General features: G+C 63.5%; 14 protein-coding genes. 4 read left to right on the forward strand and 10 right to left on the reverse strand.

Translation table 11 applies throughout. From position 1 onward, the window contains the following. Positions 1-20: 20 nt before the first annotated feature. Together QQF40_RS03475 and QQF40_RS03480 are read right to left on the reverse strand one after the other, a co-directional pair. Positions 21-1,358 carry an MFS transporter gene (locus QQF40_RS03475; RefSeq protein WP_285460441.1) on the reverse strand — a complete coding sequence of 446 codons (1,338 nt, stop codon included), beginning with the start codon at positions 1,356-1,358 and terminating at the stop codon, positions 21-23. Positions 1,359-1,912: 554 nt separating this feature from the next. Next, positions 1,913-2,332, reverse strand: coding sequence for a DUF1499 domain-containing protein (locus QQF40_RS03480; protein WP_285460442.1), 420 nt, complete (start codon positions 2,330-2,332; stop codon positions 1,913-1,915). A 420-nt stretch (positions 2,333-2,752) separates the two neighbouring features. Here QQF40_RS03480 and QQF40_RS03485 point away from each other — a divergent pair, with 420 nt between their 5' ends. Together QQF40_RS03485 and QQF40_RS03490 are read left to right on the forward strand one after the other, a co-directional pair. Next, on the forward strand, positions 2,753-4,168 hold the full coding sequence (locus tag QQF40_RS03485) for an exonuclease SbcCD subunit D C-terminal domain-containing protein (protein ID WP_285460443.1): 1,416 nt from the start codon (positions 2,753-2,755) through the stop codon (positions 4,166-4,168). Beyond that, on the forward strand, positions 4,165-7,710 hold the full coding sequence (locus QQF40_RS03490; protein ID WP_285460444.1) for an AAA family ATPase: 3,546 nt from the start codon (positions 4,165-4,167) through the stop codon (positions 7,708-7,710). The genes QQF40_RS03485 and QQF40_RS03490 overlap by 4 nt, the downstream gene beginning before the upstream one ends. A 49-nt stretch (positions 7,711-7,759) precedes the next feature. Here QQF40_RS03490 and QQF40_RS03495 read toward each other — a convergent pair whose 3' ends face one another. The 3 genes from QQF40_RS03495 to QQF40_RS03505 form a co-directional block, all read right to left on the reverse strand. Further along, positions 7,760-8,515 (reverse strand): endonuclease V, encoded by a 756-nt coding sequence (locus QQF40_RS03495; protein WP_285460445.1) that lies wholly within the window; start codon positions 8,513-8,515, stop codon positions 7,760-7,762. Positions 8,516-8,568: 53 nt separating this feature from the next. Then, positions 8,569-9,141 (reverse strand): hypothetical protein, encoded by a 573-nt coding sequence (locus QQF40_RS03500; RefSeq protein WP_285460446.1) that lies wholly within the window; start codon positions 9,139-9,141, stop codon positions 8,569-8,571. A gap of 205 nt (positions 9,142-9,346) precedes the next feature. Next, positions 9,347-11,044 (reverse strand): DEAD/DEAH box helicase, encoded by a 1,698-nt coding sequence (locus QQF40_RS03505; RefSeq protein ID WP_285460447.1) that lies wholly within the window; start codon positions 11,042-11,044, stop codon positions 9,347-9,349. 592 nt (positions 11,045-11,636) lie between these two features. Here QQF40_RS03505 and QQF40_RS03510 point away from each other — a divergent pair. Next, positions 11,637-12,158, forward strand: a complete 522-nt coding sequence (locus QQF40_RS03510) for a YaiI/YqxD family protein (protein ID WP_285460448.1) — start codon at positions 11,637-11,639, stop codon at positions 12,156-12,158. A 40-nt stretch (positions 12,159-12,198) separates the two neighbouring features. Here QQF40_RS03510 and QQF40_RS03515 read toward each other — a convergent pair whose 3' ends face one another. Further along, entirely contained in the window at positions 12,199-13,209 is a 1,011-nt protein-coding gene (locus tag QQF40_RS03515; RefSeq protein ID WP_285460449.1) for a glutathione S-transferase family protein, read from the reverse strand. A gap of 170 nt (positions 13,210-13,379) precedes the next feature. Continuing rightward, the gene (locus QQF40_RS03520) at positions 13,380-14,285 is read right to left on the reverse strand and encodes a LysR family transcriptional regulator (RefSeq protein ID WP_285460450.1); all 906 of its coding nucleotides are present in this window, start codon (positions 14,283-14,285) and stop codon (positions 13,380-13,382) included. A 508-nt stretch (positions 14,286-14,793) separates the two neighbouring features. Between QQF40_RS03520 and QQF40_RS03525 the strand changes: the two genes are divergently transcribed. Then, a complete protein-coding gene (locus tag QQF40_RS03525) occupies positions 14,794-16,407 on the forward strand; it encodes a peptidoglycan DD-metalloendopeptidase family protein (RefSeq protein WP_285460451.1) in 1,614 nt (537 codons plus the stop codon). 120 nt (positions 16,408-16,527) lie between these two features. Here the strand turns inward: QQF40_RS03525 and QQF40_RS03530 are convergent, their stop codons facing one another. From QQF40_RS03530 to QQF40_RS03540, 3 genes are all read right to left on the reverse strand, one after another. Beyond that, the gene (locus QQF40_RS03530; protein WP_054555349.1) at positions 16,528-16,755 is read right to left on the reverse strand and encodes a hypothetical protein; all 228 of its coding nucleotides are present in this window, start codon (positions 16,753-16,755) and stop codon (positions 16,528-16,530) included. A 223-nt stretch (positions 16,756-16,978) separates the two neighbouring features. After that, positions 16,979-17,293, reverse strand: coding sequence for a hypothetical protein (locus QQF40_RS03535; RefSeq protein ID WP_285460452.1), 315 nt, complete (start codon positions 17,291-17,293; stop codon positions 16,979-16,981). A gap of 658 nt (positions 17,294-17,951) precedes the next feature. Beyond that, positions 17,952-18,365 carry a hypothetical protein gene (locus QQF40_RS03540; RefSeq protein ID WP_285460453.1) on the reverse strand — a complete coding sequence of 138 codons (414 nt, stop codon included), beginning with the start codon at positions 18,363-18,365 and terminating at the stop codon, positions 17,952-17,954. Positions 18,366-18,652 lie beyond the last annotated feature (287 nt).

Below are 18,652 nucleotides of genomic sequence, written 5' to 3' on the forward strand. Positions count from 1 at the left end.
TGCGCTGCCAGACACGCTGATCAGACGATGCGCATCAGTTCTCGGCCGCGCGGGCTGATCGCCAGCCACAGACCGAGCACCACGCCCATCAGCGACAGCGCCGCCACGTACCAGGTGGGCGACAGCGGCGAGACGGTCATCATCAGCGAGACCAGAATCGGCGTGAAGCCACCGAAGATGGCATAGGCGACATTGTAGGAGAACGACAGACCGGTGAAGCGTACCGCCGGCGGGAAGCCACGGATCGCGATGCTCGGCACCGCGCCGACGATGCCGACGCTGAAGCCGGTCAGGCAGTAGAGCGGCACCAGCAGGCTGGGGTCTGAGTGCATGGTGGCGAGAAAGACCCAGTAGGTAATGCCCAACAAGGCGCTCCACAGCACCAAGGTGACGCCGGCGCCGATGCGATCGACCATGTAACCGGAGACGATGCAGCCGATGCAGACCGCCACGATCGCCAGACTGTTGGCGGAGAAGGCCGCGGCGCGGCTCAGGCCCTCGAGCTCCGCGATCAGGCTCGGCGTCATCAGGATCACGACCACGATGGCAGCGGTCAGAATCCAGGTGACCGCCATCGCCACGGCAATCGCCGGGCGCTGTTCACGCAGGATCATCTTCAAGGGCAGCTCGGCGGCCAGCGCCTTCTTCTGCTGCATCTCGGCGAATACCGGCGTCTCGTGCAACCAGCGACGCAGATAGACCGAGAACAGCCCGAACACGCCGCCGATGATGAACGGTATCCGCCAGGCGAAATCACTGACTTCTTCCGGGGTGTAGACACTGTTGATGGCGCTGGCCATCAGCGAGCCGAGCAGGATGCCCCCCACCAGCCCCATCGAGAGCGTGCCGCAGGCCAGGCCGTTGTGACGCGGTGCGACGTGCTCGCTGACGAACACCCAGGCGCCCGGCACCTCACCACCGACCGCGGCGCCCTGGAACAGACGCAGGATGATCAGCAGCAGCGGCGCCCACATGCCGATGACGGCGTAGGTCGGCAGCATGCCCATCAGCAGGGTCGGCAGCGACATCATGAAGATGGACAGCGTGAACATCTTCTTGCGGCCCAGCGTATCGCCGAAGTGAGCCATGATGATGCCACCCAGCGGGCGCGCCAGATAACCGGCGGCGAAGATGCCGAAGGTCTGCACCTGACGCAGCCACTCGGGAATGTCGGGCGGGAAGAACAGCTGGCCGACGACGGTGGCGAAGAACACGAAGATGACGAAGTCATAGAACTCGAGGGCGCCGCCGAGGGCGGACAGACCGAGCACCTTGATGTCACCACGCTTGAGCGAATTTTCGTTGGGCAAAACATGAGCAGCGGAGGCGGAGCCCGCTGCGGGGATGGAATCGTTCATGGATCTCTGTTTAGCGGGGGCTGGTGTCCAGCGATGGTCAAGGGTGATTCACGCGTCGCGCATCTTGTCTTGGAGGCTTTCAGTCGGAGAGACTTCGTCCCGTCGAGTGACATCTTCGAATCGAGAGACATCACTGATCTCGGAGCGGAAGTCGTGCTGATGATGACTGAAAGCACCGGGGTTGCCCCGGAGGCGTGGCGATCATGCGGAATCCTGCCAGCGTACGACGCATCACTGCATTGCATAAAACACAATACAGGTCGATGCAGTCATGCGTTTCATGTATCGCGCCCAGAGTAGCAAAGGCGACCTTGGCTGGGTAGCGTTCGCTCACTGTCCGACAGGGGGCTTGCGGGAAATCACGCCGGCCTTGCAAGGCGTTGGCATGAAAGACCCCGGTGCCTCGACAAGGCGAACCGGGGTGGGGGACGTCTTTCTGTCTAGTTCAAGCAATGAGGGAGGTAGTGTGATGGGCGTCCTGCAGTGGGTCACCTTCCCTCCCCTGCCGGGCGACGCACGAGTCCTGGATTCAAGCTCAGGTTCATCGACAAGCGTCAGCTGCAGTAGCCCCAGCCTTCCAGGCGTTGGCGAATGTCCTCGACCCGCTGACGGTTCTTGCCGAGATCGGAATGCCCTCTGCGTGAGACGCTGCGCACATGGCAGACCCCCTCCTCTTCATTGCAGACGATTTCCACATCATCGACGAAGCCCAGCACGGGGGTGTGGAACTCGGCGTGCAGATAGCCGCCATCTTCGCTGATGATTTCAGCATGGCCCATGGATTCTATGATGCCGTGCAACTTCTCCATCGCACTGACGCAGCAATCCTGCGGCATCGGGAGTGGCGCGACATAATGCTTGCTGTCAGTGGCCTGGGAGCTGACCCCGTTGGGGGTGCTGGGGGCCGGAGCCAGCATGCCATCATGCAGGCCGAGATTGTCTGGACGAGGTGAAGCAAAAAGACCTTGGCGCATTTCGAATCCTTCCTGTCATCTCTGGGCGTCGGTAACAGCATCCTCTGTCACCAGCCTGATTGTTATCCAAGTCAGCTTGAAGACTTTGCGAAGTCCTTGAGAAGACTGCGCGCAAGAAAGCCCCGTGCGGGCTGCTCCGCTGATGTGATTCGCTTGAGGCGACTCCAACACGCTGCCATCGCGTGGGCTTGTCGGTGAATGACAAGGGCCTCGACTTTCAGCGTAGCGACTTTTGTCGATTTTGCCTGTGGAGGGCCTTGATCCAGATCATCTGCCTGATAATGCGCCGCACCTTGTGCGGCTTGAGGCCGTGCCCTCTTCCGCCCCAGCGAAGCCAGACCGTACACTGGACAGCATTTCACCCGGCCCGGCTTGGCGCAGCCCCAGCCGCTGGCCAGACGACTTCGCAAGGACCCCATCGTGAGCTTCCGCTTCCTGCACACTTCCGACTGGCATCTCGGCCAGAGCTTTCACGGCCAGAGCCGACACGTCGAGCATGCTGCCTTTCTCGACTGGCTGCTCGGCCAGCTCAAGACTCTGGCGCCGGACGCACTGCTGATCGCCGGAGACCTGTTCGATGTGGTCAACCCGAGCCTGGCCGCCCAGGAGCTGCTCTACAGATTCATCGTGCACGCCCACGAGCAGGACGCGGCGCTGGAGATCGTGATGATCGCCGGCAATCACGATTCCGGCTCCCGCATCGAGCTGCCGGCCGCGCTGCTGGCACGCCTCAAGACCCATGCGCTGGGACGCGTGCGCTGGGTGGATGACTCCGCCGACGGCGGCGATACCCACAGCCTCGATTGCCAGCATCTGCTGGTGCCCCTGCATGATCGTGACGGCAAGCGCCGCGCCCTGTGTCTGGCAGTGCCCTTTCTGCGCCCGGCCGAGGTCACCGGCCTGAGCAGCGGCGAGCCGGCCGAGCAGCAAGGGGAAGCAGGCAAGGGCGAACGCACCCGCAGCGAGGCCTACCGCGACGGTGTGGCCCGCGTGCACCAGCAGCTGGTCAGTGCTGCGCGTGCCGCCCGCCAACCCGGCGAGGCGCTGATCGCCATGGGCCATGCCCACATGCGTGACGGCGAGGTGTCCGAGAACAGTGAGCGCCCGATCCTGATGGGCGGCGAAGAAGCGCTCTCGACCAGCCTGTTCCCCGACGACATCGCCTATGTGGCGCTGGGGCACCTGCATCGCCCGCAACGCGTAGGCGGCGAGGAGCGCGTCCGCTACTGCGGCACGCCGCTGGCGATGGACTTCTCCGAGGTCGACTACGGTCACCGCATCCTCGATGTCACGCTCAACAATGAAAGCCTGGAGAAGGTCGAGGAGCATCGCGTGCCCTGTCATGTCGCGCTCACGCGCGTCGGGCCTGCGCCCCTGGCCGAGATCACCTCTCGGCTCACGACACTGGTCGCCGAGGCGCAAGCGGATCTCGAGCCGACACGCTGGCCGTGGCTGGAAGTGACCGTGCAGCTGGAAGCCCCGCTGATCGACCTTCGCGCCCGCATCGAGGCACTGCTGGAAGGCGCGCCGCTGCGTCTGATCAAGCTGGTCACCCGCTACCCGACCCCCAGTGCCGAGCATCGCGCGCCGAAGGGCGTGAAGCTAGATGAACTGGGGCCGATGGGACTGTTCGAGCGTCATTATCGCGTCACCTATGACAGTGAGCCGGACCCGACGCTGATCGAGGATTTCGCCCTGCTGCTCGAGGAGGTCGAGGCCGCGCGCGAAACGCGTCTCGCAGGCGAGCCGACCACCCGGCCCGCTCGCAAGGCCGACAAGGCGGCTTCGATAGACAAGACAGCCTCGGTAGACAAGGCCAAGGGAGGTCAGGCATGAAGATTCTCGCCCTGCGTCTCGACAACCTGGCGTCGCTTGCCGGCGCACATGAGATCGACTTCGAGAAGGCGCCGCTGTCCGATGCCGGCCTGTTCGCCATCACCGGCCCCACCGGGGCCGGCAAGAGCACGCTGCTCGATGCCCTGTGTCTGGCGCTCTATGGCACCACGCCGCGCCTGCGCCAGACGCCGAGCGGCGGCCAGCTGGAGGATGTCGGCGAACATCAGCTGACGCTCAAGGACCCGCGCAGCCTGCTCCGGCGTGGCTGTGGCGAAGGCAAGGCCGAGGTGGATTTCATCGGCCGCGATGGCCTGCGCTATCGCGCCAGCTGGACAGTCAGCCGCGCGCGTGGCAAGCCCGGCGGGCGCCTGCAGAATGCCAGGCAACATCTCCAGTTGCTGCCCACCGGCGATGACACCCAGCCGGCTCAGACCCTCAACACCACCAACAACGACGCCAAGGCGTTGATCATCGACAGGCTGGGGCTGAATTTCGAACAGTTCACCCGCGCCGTGCTGCTGGCGCAGAGCGAGTTCAGCGCCTTCCTGCGTGCCAATGACAACGAACGCTCGGAGTTGCTGGAGAAACTGACCGATACCGGCCATTACTCCGAGATCTCGATAGCCGCTCATGAGCGCGAGCGCGCCGCCCGCGAGGCCGTCAATGAACTGGAACGCAAGCTTGAAGGTCAGTTGCCGGCCAGCCCGCAGGAACGCCAGGCGCTCGAGGAGGAGGTGCGCCTGCGCCAGACGGCCATGACTCGACTCAGCGCACAGCATGATGCACTGACGGCTTATCACCAGTGGACCACCACGGCGAGCGAGCTCGAACAGGCCCTGCGTCAGGCACAGCAGGAACAGACCGAGGCTCACGCCGCCAGTGATGCACTTTCCCGTCAGCGCGAGCAACTCAGCGCCCTGGAAGCCCTCGCGCCGATTCGCCCTGCCCTTCTGCGCCTCAAGGCGATCGCGCCGCAGCATGCGCAGCTGGTCACGCAACTGGCCCGGCTGGAGCAGCAGCTCGCCGCCCTGTCGCCCAGGGTTGAGCAGGCCCGGGCCGCCAGGCACACCGCCGATGAACGCATGCAGCGCTGCGAGATCTGGCGCGGCGAGCAGCTGCCGAAGCTTGAAGAGGCACGTCAGCTGGCCTCGCGTCTGGCACAACAACGCGAAGCACACGACAGCCAGCAGAGCGAACAGCAACGCCTGCGCGACACGCTCGGCCAACATCAGCAGGAGCTCGCGACTCAGGATCGCCAGCGTCAGCAGCTGGAGCAGCAACTCCAGCAGCTGCAGGCAACGCTGGTCGATGAATCTGGCCAGCCGCTGCGCGATGCCGAAGAGTATCGTGACCAGCTGCAACGTCAGCGCGATGCACTGCTGGAGCTCAAGCCCGTACTCAGCGAGCAGATCAGTGGTCTGGCCCGCCGTGATGAGGTGCAGCAGCGCCTTGTCGAACTGGAGCAGCAGCTGCCCCGCCAGCAACAGGCGTTGAAGGATGTGGCTGGCCAGCAGGCGCAGGCCTTGCAGGCCCGTGACCAGGCGCGCCACGAGGAAGAGGCCGAGCGCCGCCAGCAGGAGCAGGAGCGTCTGGCACGCAGCGACAACGTGCTGGCGCTGCGCCGCGGGCTGGTCCAGGGCGAGGCGTGCCCGGTGTGCGGTAGCCACGAGCACCCCGCCGCAGGCAAGGCCGCGCCGGCCGAGGCACTGATCGCACAGCTGGAACAGCAGGCCCGCGAGCGCCTTGACCATCGCCGCCAGGCCACGGCCACCGCGCAGCAAGCCATGGAGACGGCCAGTCACGAGCACGCCCGCCTCGAGCAGCAGCTCGGCCATCTTCAGCAGGAACAGACCCAACTGCACTCGGAGCTGCAACGCCTGCAGCAGCAGGCGCAGAGCTGCCAGACGAACCTGACCGACCTTCTGGCCCGGCACTCGCTGTCAGAGCAACCCCAGCTTGAATCCTTGCCGAAATTGCCTGCTGACCGCGCACTGCAACTGGTCGAGCAGCGCCTTGGGGAGCTGGACGCCCGCCAGAACACGCTGGTGACGACACTGCGTCAGCTGACGCCGCTGCGTGAGCAACGCCAGGCACTGGCAACACGTCACGCCACGCTGACGACGCAATGTCAGCATGGCGAAACGCAGCTTCAGCGGTGCGAGACGCAGATCACCTCGCTTGCGCGCGAGATCGAGCAACTCAGCGGCGCGCTTGCCCAGCAGCTGAGCGCGGACCCCAAGCGACAGCATGCCAGCGTGAGCGACTGGTCTGACTGGATCGAGTCACTGACCACCCGGATGCGCAACGAGCAAGAGGATGCGCGGCAGGCACTGCAGGAGCTGAACGATCAGCAACAGCAACTGACGCAGCAACAGACCAACCTGCAGCAACGCCAGACGGAGCTGCGCGACGAGCAGGACACGCTCGATAGCGAACGCGCGCATTGGCAGGCAGCGAACCCTGCTCTGGATGACGCGCGCATCGCGGAGTTGCTGGCGGTCGAGGATCACGAGCTGCAGGCACTGCGCCAGCAACTGCGCAGCGCCCACGAGCGCGTCGCACGCGCGGATGCCCTGTGTGAGGAGCGCAATGCGCGTCAGCTCAAACACTGGCAGGCCGCTCGAACCTCCAGCTGGCAGACGGTACTCGAGCAGCTGGCAGGACTCGAACAGCTGGCAGCGCCCGCCGTGGAGACGTCAGAAGCAGGTACCGCTGGAGAAGGCACGGCGGGAACGGAAGAGACGGGCGTCATTCGCGCTCAGGCCCAGCAGGCACTGGCGCTGCATGTTCACTTGCAGGCTCATGCGCAACCCCCACAGGAAGAAGCCGCTGATGCGCCAAAGGATGCGCAGCCACAGCCCGAGGAAGATACCCACGAGCTTGGCGAGGCGTTGGCCACTCTGATCGCGGCGCTCAAGACACCCCTCACAGCCGTGCGCGAGGCCCATCAATCGGCGCAGGCGGCGATACTCAATGATGATCAGCGCCGCAGCGGCAGCGCCGAGCTTGGCGAGCAGCTGACCCGTGCCCGCGCAGTCCATGAACGCTGGGGCGCGCTGTCGGAGCTGATCGGCAGTGCCAGCGGTGCCAAGTTCCGCACCATCGCCCAGGCCTTCAACCTCGAACGTCTGATCGAGCATGCCAATCTGCATCTGGCCAATCTGGTGCGCCGCTACCGTCTGGCGCGCGGCGCCAGTCCGCTGGGACTGGTGGTGGTGGACACCGAGATGGGCGACGAGCTGCGCAGCGTGCACTCGCTGTCCGGCGGCGAGACTTTTCTGGTCTCGCTGGCGCTGGCGCTGGGCCTGGCGGGTATGGCCTCCGGTGAGCTGCGCATCGAATCGCTGTTCATCGACGAAGGCTTCGGCAGCCTCGACCCGGATTCGCTGGCCCTGGCGATGGAGGCGTTGGATGGCCTGCAGGCCAGCGGCCGTCGCGTCGGGGTCATCTCGCACGTGGCCGAGATGCATGAACGCATTCCGGTGCGTATCGCGGTGCGCCCCTCGGGCAACGGCCAGAGCCGACTGGAGATCGAAGGCTAGCGGCGGTAAGGCGTCACGAAGCCAGGTTCAGCGTAGCCGCTTGAGGCAGCTAGGCATCGCGAAGCCGCTTGAGGCGGCGGCTGGCGAGCTGGTCCGCCAGTCGGGTCGGCTCGGGCAGCTTGGTCTTGCCCAGACAGTGCAGGGTCATCGCCAGCGCCGTGTCCAGATTCATGCGCTGACCCGGCGAGACGAATACCGGCTTGACCTTCGCGCGTGAGCGCAGCACAGCACCCAGCTGGCTGCGCTGTTCACGTTTGGGCAGCTCGGTATTCTCGATGATGCCGAGCTCACCATCCGCCTCACGTACGCGATCGGTCAGTGCGACCCAGTCACCACGCGCATCGCCCGGTTCACCATGCTTGCCGCACAGACGCTTCTTGGCCACGCCGAAGGATGGCAGGTCACACCACAGGCCGAGATGCGCCGCCACGCCCAGGCGGCGCGGGTGTGCGATGCCGTGGCCGTCCACCATCAGGCATTCGGGCGGACGCTCCAGCGATTCGAGGGCGGCGATGGCGGCGGGCAGCTCCCGAAACGACAGCAGGCCCGGAATATACGGCATGCGTGTCGGCTGACGGACCAGCTGCTGCTCGAGGGGCTCCAGCGTCGTCAGATCCAGCGTCACCACCGCCGCGCGTGTCACCTCGCCCCCATCCTCGAAGCCGATATCGACCCCAGTGATGGTCGCTGGCCACTCGCCGGGGCTTGCTCCCCAGGGCGGTGTCAGCGTCAGTCGAGTGGCCATTTCGCGTTGCTTGGCAACGGCGGCGGCAGGATCGAGATTCCAATCGTGCAGTGCTGTCATCCACTCACTCATGCATTCCCTCACGTCGGTTGCGGGTCTCTCTCCCTCAGATGCTATCGATCGCTGTCACCTTCAAGCTGCTTGCCCAGTGAACGCAGCACCTCTGCCGCCTGATTGCGGAAGGTGTCCAGCCCGTTGCCGACCTCCCCCATGCTGCGTTCCAGCTGGCGTGACAGGCGATTGGAAAGCGGCTGGTCCGCACGTGCCGTCAGCTGCTCCGGCGTCATCTCGAGCACCAGTCGGTAGCGGATGTCGCCGGGCGCCTCGGCCGCCAGCGGGTCACTGACCGCCTCACGAGTGAAGCGCGCGAAGTCGATGCTGGCCGCCTTGTCGCCGCCATCAGGGCGAATCAGCAGGCGATGGATCTGACCACGCGTATCACTGAGCACATCCTCGACCTTGCCCAAGGCCTCGCCCTGTGGTGAAACCACCGGCGCCAGACGTAGCGCCTCCAGCGAGACCAGCGGGACGCGAATCTCCGGCGTGGCGCTGCTGGCGGACATCCCGGATTCGGCGTGGGCCGCACCCAGTGACAGCCAGGGGGTCGTCAGCAGAGCGCACAGCAACAGCTGGCGGACAGCCGTGGCGGGCAGGCCACGGCGCAAGGCATCGAGTGAAGAGTTCATGTGGGCATCCTCGGGAAATGATGGGCGGTGGAGCTATGATGAGCGATGGACCTATGATGAGCGGTGGACCTACGCCAGCACAGGATACCAGCCCCTGTGGCGCCTTTCGTCCAGGCACAAAAAAACCGGCACCTAGTGAGAGGTACCGGTCTTTTCAGTCGCCGTGGCCAGCACTGTGATCAGTGGCGGCCCGACTCAGGCCTGATCAGGCGCGACGACGGTCGTCGTTGCCACCTTCACGACGCTGCGGACGAGCGCCTGCACCGTCTTCTGACAGTTCCAGCGGACGGCCAGCGACGCGGGCACGCGCCATCTTCGACACGATGCTGGTCGGCAGACCGCTCGGCAGTTCCACGACACTGTGCGTGTTGCGGATGTCGATACGACCGATGCGCGAACCTTCGATGCCACCTTCGTTGGCGAGAGCACCAACCAGCTGCCCCGGCTTGACGCCGTCACGGTGGCCGACGGCCACACGGTAGAGCTTCATGCCTTCACGCGCGACCGGCGCGGAGTTGCGACGCTCACCACGTTCCGGACGCTCACCGCGCTCGGAACGCTCGTTGCGACGCGCGCCCGGCTTCGGCAGAGACTGGATCGGCGTCTCTTCGGCACGAGCCATCTTGACGAAGACAGCGGCCAGCTCGACCGGATCGTGACCTTCTTCGATCAGGCTCTGGACCAGAGCGCGGTGACCGTTGGAGCTGCTGCCCAGGGCTTCGACGACGCGCGCACGGAAGGCCGCGTCACGGTGGCCACGGATCTCTTCTTCGCTCGGCAGCTGGCGTTCGGTGATGCGCTGGCCCAGGGCCTGCTCCATCCAGCGAACCTTGCGCATTTCGCGACCGCTGACGAAGGTGATGGCGCGACCTTCACGACCGGCACGGCCAGTACGGCCAGTACGGTGTACGAAGGATTCGCTGTCACCCGGCAGGTCGTAGTTGAAGACGTGGGTGATACGCGCCACGTCCAGACCACGAGCGGCGACGTCGGTCGCGACCAGCACGTCGACCTTGCCACGCTTCAGGCGAGTCACGGTGCGCTCGCGCAGGGACTGGTCCAGATCCCCGGACAGCGCTGCCGCGGAGATACCGCGAGCGATCAGCTGTTCGACGACAGTGGTACAGGCGGCACGAGTGCGCACGAAGACGATGGCCGCATCGACGGTCTCGACTTCCAGCAGGCGGGACAGCGCTTCCAGCTTGGCGCCGCCTTCGACACGCACCATCATCTGTTCGATGGTGGAAGCGGTACGCGATTCGGACTTGATCGTCACCTTGACCGGATCAACCAGGTAACGGTTGACGATACGCTCGATCTCGGTCGGCAGAGTCGCGGAGAAGAAGACGCGCTGCGCTTCCTTCGGGGTATCGGCGACGACGCGCTTGACGTCGTCGATGAAGCCCATGCGCAGCATCTCATCGGCTTCATCCAGCACGAGGGCTTTCAGGCCGTCGAGCTTCAGGCTCTTGCGGTCCAGGTGGTCGATGACACGACCCGGGGTGCCGACGACGATCTGCGCGCCGCTCTTGAGGCTGCGCATCTGCTCGCGGTAGTCCTGACCGCCGCAGAGAGTGGCCACTTCCAGGCCACGCATGAACTGACCGTAACGTGTGAAGTTGACGGCGACCTGTTGGGCCAGCTCACGGGTCGGGGCCAACACGAGAACCTGCGGTTCACGGCGGTCGAGGTCCAGACGGGTCAACAGCGGGAGTGCAAAGGCAGCGGTCTTGCCGGTACCCGTCTGTGCCTGGCCGATCATGTCACGGCCTTCGAGCAGACTCGGGATGGTCTGGGCCTGGATCGGGGACGGAGTTTCGTAGCCCAGCTTCTCGAGAGAAGTCAGGACGGCAGGCAGCAGGGCAAGATCGCTGAAGCGATCGACGACGGAAGTCGTGGTCATGTATATCTCACACCTAAATGGCTACAAGTAAGGCTTGCAGCTGAAGAATGGGTCGGGTTGAACCGACACGAAGCGTAAGGGCTCCGTCTGGCGATGCAGTCAGGCACGAGGCGCTGGCATCATCAGAAAAAACGTACGAGTGCTGGACGTCTTGGCATGGACGGGCCCGGGTTGCTCTGAAGGTGGACGCAATTCCACTTTCAGGCACAACGCTGCGGCGACCGTACAGCAACCAGAGGCTCTTCTACTCTAGAGTCTCGGGGCGCTCCATCATGCACACTGTGGACAGGGACGGGTCTTGCATCGCGGCGGCCGGACATCGATCGAGTCGAGGGGTCACGGATGGCTGGGGCAAGCTACGCCACGCGGTCCGGGAGGCGCGAAATACCGGCTGATGGCCACAAGAAACGGCGATCACGTCGGGCTCGGCTACTCAGGATGGTGGGTCACTACATGCGAGGAGCTGGCATTCTAGCAGCCTCTGACGCATTCTGCATCCTTTCTTTTGACCTTGGTCGCAGGCCGGCCGCCCTCGGGCAGGCAAGCCCCCCGCCATCACGACCCGCGACACAGCCACCTGACAGGAGCCTGAATGACTGACGCGCAAGACCATGACGCCCCCTCCCCGGAACCCCCCGCCGAGCATGTCACCACGCTGTGGGTCGACGCCGATGCCTGTCCGCGCGCCGCGCGCGACATTCTGGTGCGCGCGGCGGAACGCACCGCGACCCCCACCTGGTTCGTCGCCAATCATCAGGTGCCGCTGCCGCGCTCGATGCACGTCAAGGCGCTGTCGGTGCCGGCAGGCGCGGACGCGGCCGATCAGTTGATCGTCGAGCGCGCCCGCCCCGGCGACATGGTGATCACCTCCGACCTGCCGCTGGCGCTGGAGGCGATCGAGAAGGGAGCGCTGGTGATGACGAGTCGCGGTGAGACACTGGATGCCAACAACATCCGCGCCAAGGTCCAGATGCGCGACTTCATGGAGAGCATGCGCTCCAGCGGTGAGCATACCGGCGGCCCGTCCGCCTATGGCCAGCGCGAGCAGCGCGACTTCGGCAACGCTCTGGATCGCTGGCTGGCGAAGGCCAGACGTCCGAGACCGGGCGCCTGACCCGCGCCGGAGGCAACGGCAGGAATCCGGGAGACTTCCGTCAGACGTGACGGCGGATGCCCTGTCCCGTCAGGCGCTCACGATCATGGGGTGCCTCAAGGTCCAGCGCCGGGCCGATGGGCACGATGCCGGTCGGATTCACGGCCAACTGGCTGCCGTAGTAGTGGGTCTTGATGTGATCGAAGTGGCAGGTCTCGGCGATACCCGGCCACTGGTAGAGTTCACGCAGGTAGTTGGCGAGATTGGGATAGTCGCTGATGCGGCGCTGGTTGCACTTGAAGTGACCGTGATAGACGACGTCGAAGCGCACCAGGCTGGTGAAGAGCCGGATGTCCGCTTCGGTCAGCCACTCACCGGTGAGGTAGCGCGAGTCGGCCAGCCGACGCTCCAGTGAATCCAGGCACTCGAACAGCGCCGTGAAGTGACGCTCGTAGACCTCCTGCCGCGTGGCGAAGCCGGTCTTGTAGACGCCATTGTTGACCTTGTCATAGACCTCGGCATTGATGGCATCGATCTCTCCGCGCAGGTCCTCTGGATAGAAGTCCAGATCATTGCCGGTCAGCGAATCGAAGGCGTCATTGAAGATGCGCACCAGTTCCGCCGACTCGTTGTTGACGATGCGACCGGCCTGCTTGTCCCACAGCGCCGGCACGGTGACACGGCCGGTGTAGTGCGGGTCGGTCAGGGTGTAGAGCTGGTGGTGATAGCGCACGCCATTGATCGGGTCACCGCTGGAGCCTTCTTCCTCGAGGTAGCTCCAGCCATGTTCAAGCATCAGCGGGCTGGTCCAGGACATGCCGACCAGCGGCTTGAGCCCCTTGAGAGAACGCATGATCAGCGCGCGGTGCGCCCACGGGCAGGCCAGCGAGACATAGAGGTGGAAGCGGTCTGCGCTGGCGGGCACGGCCGCTTGTCCCTGCGGCCCCTCGAGCGGGGCATCGGGCGCCACGACCCAATCCCTGAGCCGCGCGCTCTCGCGCTTGAATTCGCCGCCGGTGCTGTCGGTGTCATACCAGCGATCCTGCCACTTGCCGTCGACAAGTAAGCCCATCTTGCACGCTCCTTATATGGATTGAGAGGATGCCACCAGCCTAAGAGCCAAGCGCGACAGCGCAAGCGAATTCCCTGCACGGCAACGATCGAATTTCTCGAACGATCGCGCCATGCGATCTCTCTGCCCTTCTCGAGTCCTCACTCTTTTCTTTCAGGCTTTATACGCTTTCAGGAGCGCCGTTCGCCTGCATCCTGCTCGACGGCAGCGTGGAGCTGCGCCTTCATCGCCCGGACGGCAGGGCCCGCGCGATCATCGTCCGGCAGATAGAGCATCAACGCCACTTCGCGCTCGCCGCCATTGCCCAGCGGCAGTGGCAGCAGCCGCCCCCGGGCCAGAGCCTCGCTCACGCGGGTACGGGGCAACCAGGCGAAGCCCAGTCCGCGTTCGGCAAGATCGACTGACGTGGCCAGGTGGCTCACCGTCCAGCGCGCCTCGGCCTTGAGCCAGCCGGCATCCATACCGCTGGAACGGCTGCTGTCGCGTACCACCAGCTGGCGATACGGCACGAGGTCACGGAGATCCAGCGGACGCCCGAGGGCATGCAGCGGGTGCCCCGGCGCTGCCACGGCGATGAAGGTTTCACGCAGCAACGGGGTGCCGAGATGGCCATCCAGCATCAGGCCGCTGATCAGCAGGTCCACTTCCTTCTCCTCGAACAGCTCGCGCCCACCGGTCAGCGTGGCCTCGTGCAGCTGGACACGCACCTGAGGGTAGGCGGTCGAGAAGGCTTCCAGCGCCCGTGCCAGCACCTCCGGTGGAAACAGCTGGTCCACCGCGATGGCGATCTCGCTCTCCATGCCTGCCGACAGCGCATCGGCCACATCCTCGAGTGCCCGCGCATTCTCGATCAGCTGACGCGCCCGGCGCAGCAGCAATTCACCCGCCTCGGTCAGCCGGACATTGCGCCCGACCGGCTCCAGCACCTGCACGCCCAGCAAGGCCTCGAGACGATGCACGGCGTGATTCAGGGTCGAGGGACTCTTGTGGATCGCGGCTGCCGCGCGCGCAAAGCTGCCGTGGTCCACCACGGCAGCCAGCATCTGCCACTGAGCCAGTGTCACGCGTGACGACATCGGGATTCCTCTTGCGGGGTGTACGGGAATGCTCGGAGCAATCCTGACATGCCATACGCAAAAAATCAGACACCTGATACTGCGCCCCGACGGGAGCAAAAGAGCATTCTGTGCTGTCAGACTCCCGGCATCTGGTCGCAAACCTCGGACATCAAGACGGCATCCTCTGAATCCAGGAGGTCAAACACGCTATTTTGCGTAACTTTACAAAATTTAACACCAAGCAGGATTTACTGCCTGAACAGCGTTTCCTAAGCAAAAATGGCGCTATTTTCGCCAGTCCTCATGTTGCCGGTACCGCCAATTGCGCCGTCAATGATCTAAACAGGGTTGAATTACTCATACTGGACATGCGTCCAGCCTATCGAACGACGGGAACCTTGGTTAAGGTTCGAATGCCTCATTGTTGCCATCTTTTCATTTCACATAACTTTATCGGTCACATATGCTGCGAATCCTTCATTCGCTCCCTCGCGCGCACAAGTATCTTCTTTTACCTGTTGCCACCATGGTTACCGTGCTGGGTGCTCACAAGCTTCTCGAAACATTCGATGCTCCTGATGTCTCTACGGCCTCACAGTCCATCGCCATCGACCTGGCCAGTGCGAATTCCAGCACACCGGCCAAACTGCCACTGGCGATTGCTGCCGCCGATGACACTCAGTCTCCCCTGAGCCCGGCGCAGCTCGCCAATCAGACAGCGGCCAGCTCGTCCTCCGGTGACATTCCGCTGGCAGCGCTGACGCCCAGCGAGATCGTTGCCATCGATTTCGATATGCCGACGCTGCTGACGGATGACAACTATCCCCCCGACAGCCAGACGGCAGGCCCGATCGTGGCACTGGCGCCGGCGGCAGTGAAGACCGCAGAAGCCGTCATCGGTACCGCGACCGACGAACAGGCCGGCGGCACCTCCTATGACGACCTCTCCGTCGATCCGGTCGAGCTCGGTGAAAGCCCGACGCTGCAGACCGAGCTGGCAGCCGAGGAAGTCTATGTACCCGAGTGGCAGACCTATACCGTGCAGGCCGGTGATACCTTCGCCGTGATGGCGGAGCGCTCGCTGGGCCTGGGCTACAGCGAAACCACGCGCATCCTCAAGGCGCTGCCTGACAAGCGCGTGTTGACCCATTGGCGCATCGGCGACAGCTTCGATTACAAGCTGGATGAAGATGGCAACCTGCTGGCATTGCGCATCATGAAGGACGCGCGTCGCGGCTTCATGGTCAAGCGTGAGGCCGGCGGTGAAAGCTTCAATGTCGCCAAGATCGAAAAGGCGACCCAGGCCACTCAGCGCTTGTTCGCCGGTACGGTCAGTGGCAGCTTCTCCCTGTCTGCGGAAGCCACTGGCCTGGGCGTCGCGGAAGTCAGCCAGCTGACCCAGGTGCTGGGCAAGAAGATCGATTTCCGTCGCGATACGCGCAAGGGTGACAAGTTTCAGGTGCTGGTCGAGTCCGACATGATCGACGGTACCAGCATGGACTCCCGCATCCTCGCCGCACGCTATGAAGGTTCTCGCAAGTCACTGACCGTGGTGCGCAACAGCAGCGATGGCCGCTACTACACCCCCGACGGCAAGGGGCTCGACCCGGCCTTCAATCGCTATCCGCTGGCGCACAAGGCGCGCATCAGCTCGCCGTTCAACCTCAGCCGTCGCCATCCGGTGACCGGGCGCATCAGCCCGCACAAGGGCACTGACTTCGCGGTGCGTGTCGGCACGCCGGTGCTTTCCACCGCGGATGGCGTCGTCGAGCTGGTCGGCAACCACCCGCTGGCCGGTCGCTATCTGGTGCTGCGCATGGACAATGGTTACAAGACCCGCTATCTGCATCTGTCACGTCCGCTGGTCAAGAAAGGCGAGCGCGTGACCATGGGCGAGAAGATCGCCCTGTCAGGCAATACCGGCCGCTCCACCGGCCCGCACCTGCACTATGAGGTGATGGTCAACAACCGCCAGGTCGATGCCATGCGCGTTCAGCTGCCGAACAACAAGTCACTATCCGGCAAGGCGCTCGCCAACTTCAAGCGTCAGTCAGAGAACATGCTGGCCAAGCTGGAAGCCGCAGACAACACTGGCGCCATCGCCAAGGCCTCTACCCCGAACCAGGGAGACGAGAGCTAGGCGCGAACCCGCAAGCACGATGCCTGCGCCTGACATGAAATGTGCCCGACCAAAGAAAAGGCCCCCCACCTCACGGTGGGGGGCCTTTTCTTTGGTCGGTGTCTCATGCCAGCGATCAGATCACTTCTTCATGCCCTTGTTGGACGCCTGCTCCAGCAGCTCTTCCGCTTCACTGCTCGCGCCCTCCTCTCGCATCTTGGCCACATCGGCATACAGACAGACATAGGTGCCGCAGGATGCACAGAACACCTTGTCGTCGGGGTTGTGGACCTGCGAGACACGGACTCGCTGGCTGCCACAGTCCGGGCATGGCTTGGGAATACGCAGTTCCTCGGAAAGATCTGACATGAAGCATTCTCCTGTTCGGTGACTAGGCCGCTCGCCTTGAGGCTGGGCAATTGGCGTCTCCCCAAGACATGGGGCCACTCACACGGCATGCAACCCCGCTGGCGGGGAGTCGCTCGTCATTCGGCTCGAGCCACCTCACCCAGGCACATCCAGGCACTGCGCTCAGACGCAAAGCCCCGGCGCGTTGGCCGGGGCTTGAGGGGCAGGCGCGAACAGACAGATGTCACGCGGCGCTGATGCTGCCGGCAAGCGACTCATGACTGGAGCCGTGGCTTGCGGTGTTGGCCATGCGCGTGGCGGGCCGCTCCGGCACACGATTCTGGCCATGTGACCTGGCGCCATCGCGCGTCAGGCGGAACTCTTCCTGCAGCGCCATCTCACGTGCCGCCAGGCGAAAATCGCCCATCGAACACAACGCATGGCCGTTGGGGCACTTGAGGATGTGATCATCCGGCAGATCACGGGCAGGCCAATCCAGCGCTTCGTTGCATTCGGGACACTGAGGGCCATTACGGGTCGGGACTGATGGGGTAAACATGCGCGAACTCCTTTTCGACGCAAAAGATGACGATGTCATGACCAGATTCTCAGTACGGAAAACATCAAGACGTGGCTCAGTTTGCGTGCGCATGATGGAGACAGATAGCGACAGACTCCATTGCACTTTCGGTTAGATGCCACAATTTTATCGCTGGTCAGTCTCTGTACCCATGGCTGTGGAAGGTCGCGCACAGAGCGCGGAACACACTTCATGGCAGCGCGACCGGCAAGAGTCTGACAGCACTATCTTACAGTCTGATAACACCTTGCGAATGACGCAGATCAAACGCATGTCAGATCCGGGGTGCGTCCGCCGCACCATTCTTCAGGCGGGCGTCAGACGGGTATTCATGGTCTTGAAGCCAAAGTCTTGAAGCCAAAAAAATCCCGACCAAAGGCCGGGAAAACACTCTCAGGCAGAACAGGACCTATCGCGGAAGCAAGCGGCTCGCCGCAGGTCGACCAGGACGCTGAACAGTCGTCAGCGGTATCACGGAAATCTCGACTTTACCTGCAACACCAGGCACTCAGTTGCGCTTGCCCTGGGCAACAAATCCTGGACCAGGGCGAAACAGCGAATCCGACTGGCACTGAGGCAAAGATTCTTGTGCGCTCTCACACACACTGGCGAACATTGGCCCTTGCAGGCGCCTGACTCAGGCCGAGGCGTCCAGCTGCTGGACCACCTTCTGCGCCATCAGGGCCGGGTCAATTGCAGCTCGCTTGCGGGCGCTGACTTCAAGGCGATCACGCAACATGAACCAGACACCCAGAAACTCATCACATTCTGCACAACTGACGATGTCATCATCTGCCGGGGAATCTTCGAGGTGAACCCGGTTGCTGCCACAGCGTGAACACTCCATGGGAACCTTGCGTACTGTGTTCATCTCGATGCCCTCCATTGGATCCATGATGAAAACCTTGTGCTCGAAACCGGTGGAGCGGGCGGCATGACGATGTGGAAACTTGCTGCAACCTGACAAGGGATTGAAAAAGCGGCTCTGCGACTCCATCAATGTTGTATCAGGTGATCTCCTGCCTGCCCCGCCGTGCTTCGACAGTTGCAAAGTTAGACACTTCCAAAACCGTGTACAAGTTTTAACGCGTATCAGAACGTATCTGTATAGCTAATGTAGACCCATTGGCAGGCGTTTTCGTGTGCGCTGATCAAGCGTTTACCTCCCCCCATGCGCCCGCAATGGCAGAAGAGCGCCCCGCCAGCCCCATGTAACACTTCGCTACAAAAAAAGCCTCTTGTGACGTGCAAAAACAGCTTGCCCCACTCGTCAGGCACCCAACCAGAGAGCAGAAAAAGCCCTGAATGCGCACTGATAGCGGCATATCCACGTGCATT

Source organism: Cobetia sp. LC6, from assembly GCF_030264805.1.
Taxonomy (GTDB): domain Bacteria; phylum Pseudomonadota; class Gammaproteobacteria; order Pseudomonadales; family Halomonadaceae; genus Cobetia.

Bases quoted from the DNA above. Each gene is read 5' to 3' on its own strand.
- QQF40_RS03515 (WP_285460449.1), bottom strand. From the start codon at position 13,209: ATGGGCTTACTTGTCGACGGCAAGTGGCAGGATCGCTGGTATGACACC.
- QQF40_RS03520 (WP_285460450.1), bottom strand. From the start codon at position 14,285: ATGTCGTCACGCGTGACACTGGCTCAGTGGCAGATGCTGGCTGCCGTG.
- QQF40_RS03500 (WP_285460446.1), bottom strand. From the start codon at position 9,141: ATGAACTCTTCACTCGATGCCTTGCGCCGTGGCCTGCCCGCCACGGCT.
- QQF40_RS03490 (WP_285460444.1), top strand. From the start codon at position 4,165: ATGAAGATTCTCGCCCTGCGTCTCGACAACCTGGCGTCGCTTGCCGGC.
- QQF40_RS03480 (WP_285460442.1), bottom strand. From the start codon at position 2,332: ATGCGCCAAGGTCTTTTTGCTTCACCTCGTCCAGACAATCTCGGCCTG.
- QQF40_RS03505 (WP_285460447.1), bottom strand. From the start codon at position 11,044: ATGACCACGACTTCCGTCGTCGATCGCTTCAGCGATCTTGCCCTGCTG.
- QQF40_RS03535 (WP_285460452.1), bottom strand. From the start codon at position 17,293: ATGTTTACCCCATCAGTCCCGACCCGTAATGGCCCTCAGTGTCCCGAA.
- QQF40_RS03530 (WP_054555349.1), bottom strand. From the start codon at position 16,755: ATGTCAGATCTTTCCGAGGAACTGCGTATTCCCAAGCCATGCCCGGAC.
- QQF40_RS03475 (WP_285460441.1), bottom strand. From the start codon at position 1,358: ATGAACGATTCCATCCCCGCAGCGGGCTCCGCCTCCGCTGCTCATGTT.
- QQF40_RS03525 (WP_285460451.1), top strand. From the start codon at position 14,794: ATGGTTACCGTGCTGGGTGCTCACAAGCTTCTCGAAACATTCGATGCT.
- QQF40_RS03495 (WP_285460445.1), bottom strand. From the start codon at position 8,515: ATGACAGCACTGCACGATTGGAATCTCGATCCTGCCGCCGCCGTTGCC.
- QQF40_RS03510 (WP_285460448.1), top strand. From the start codon at position 11,637: ATGACTGACGCGCAAGACCATGACGCCCCCTCCCCGGAACCCCCCGCC.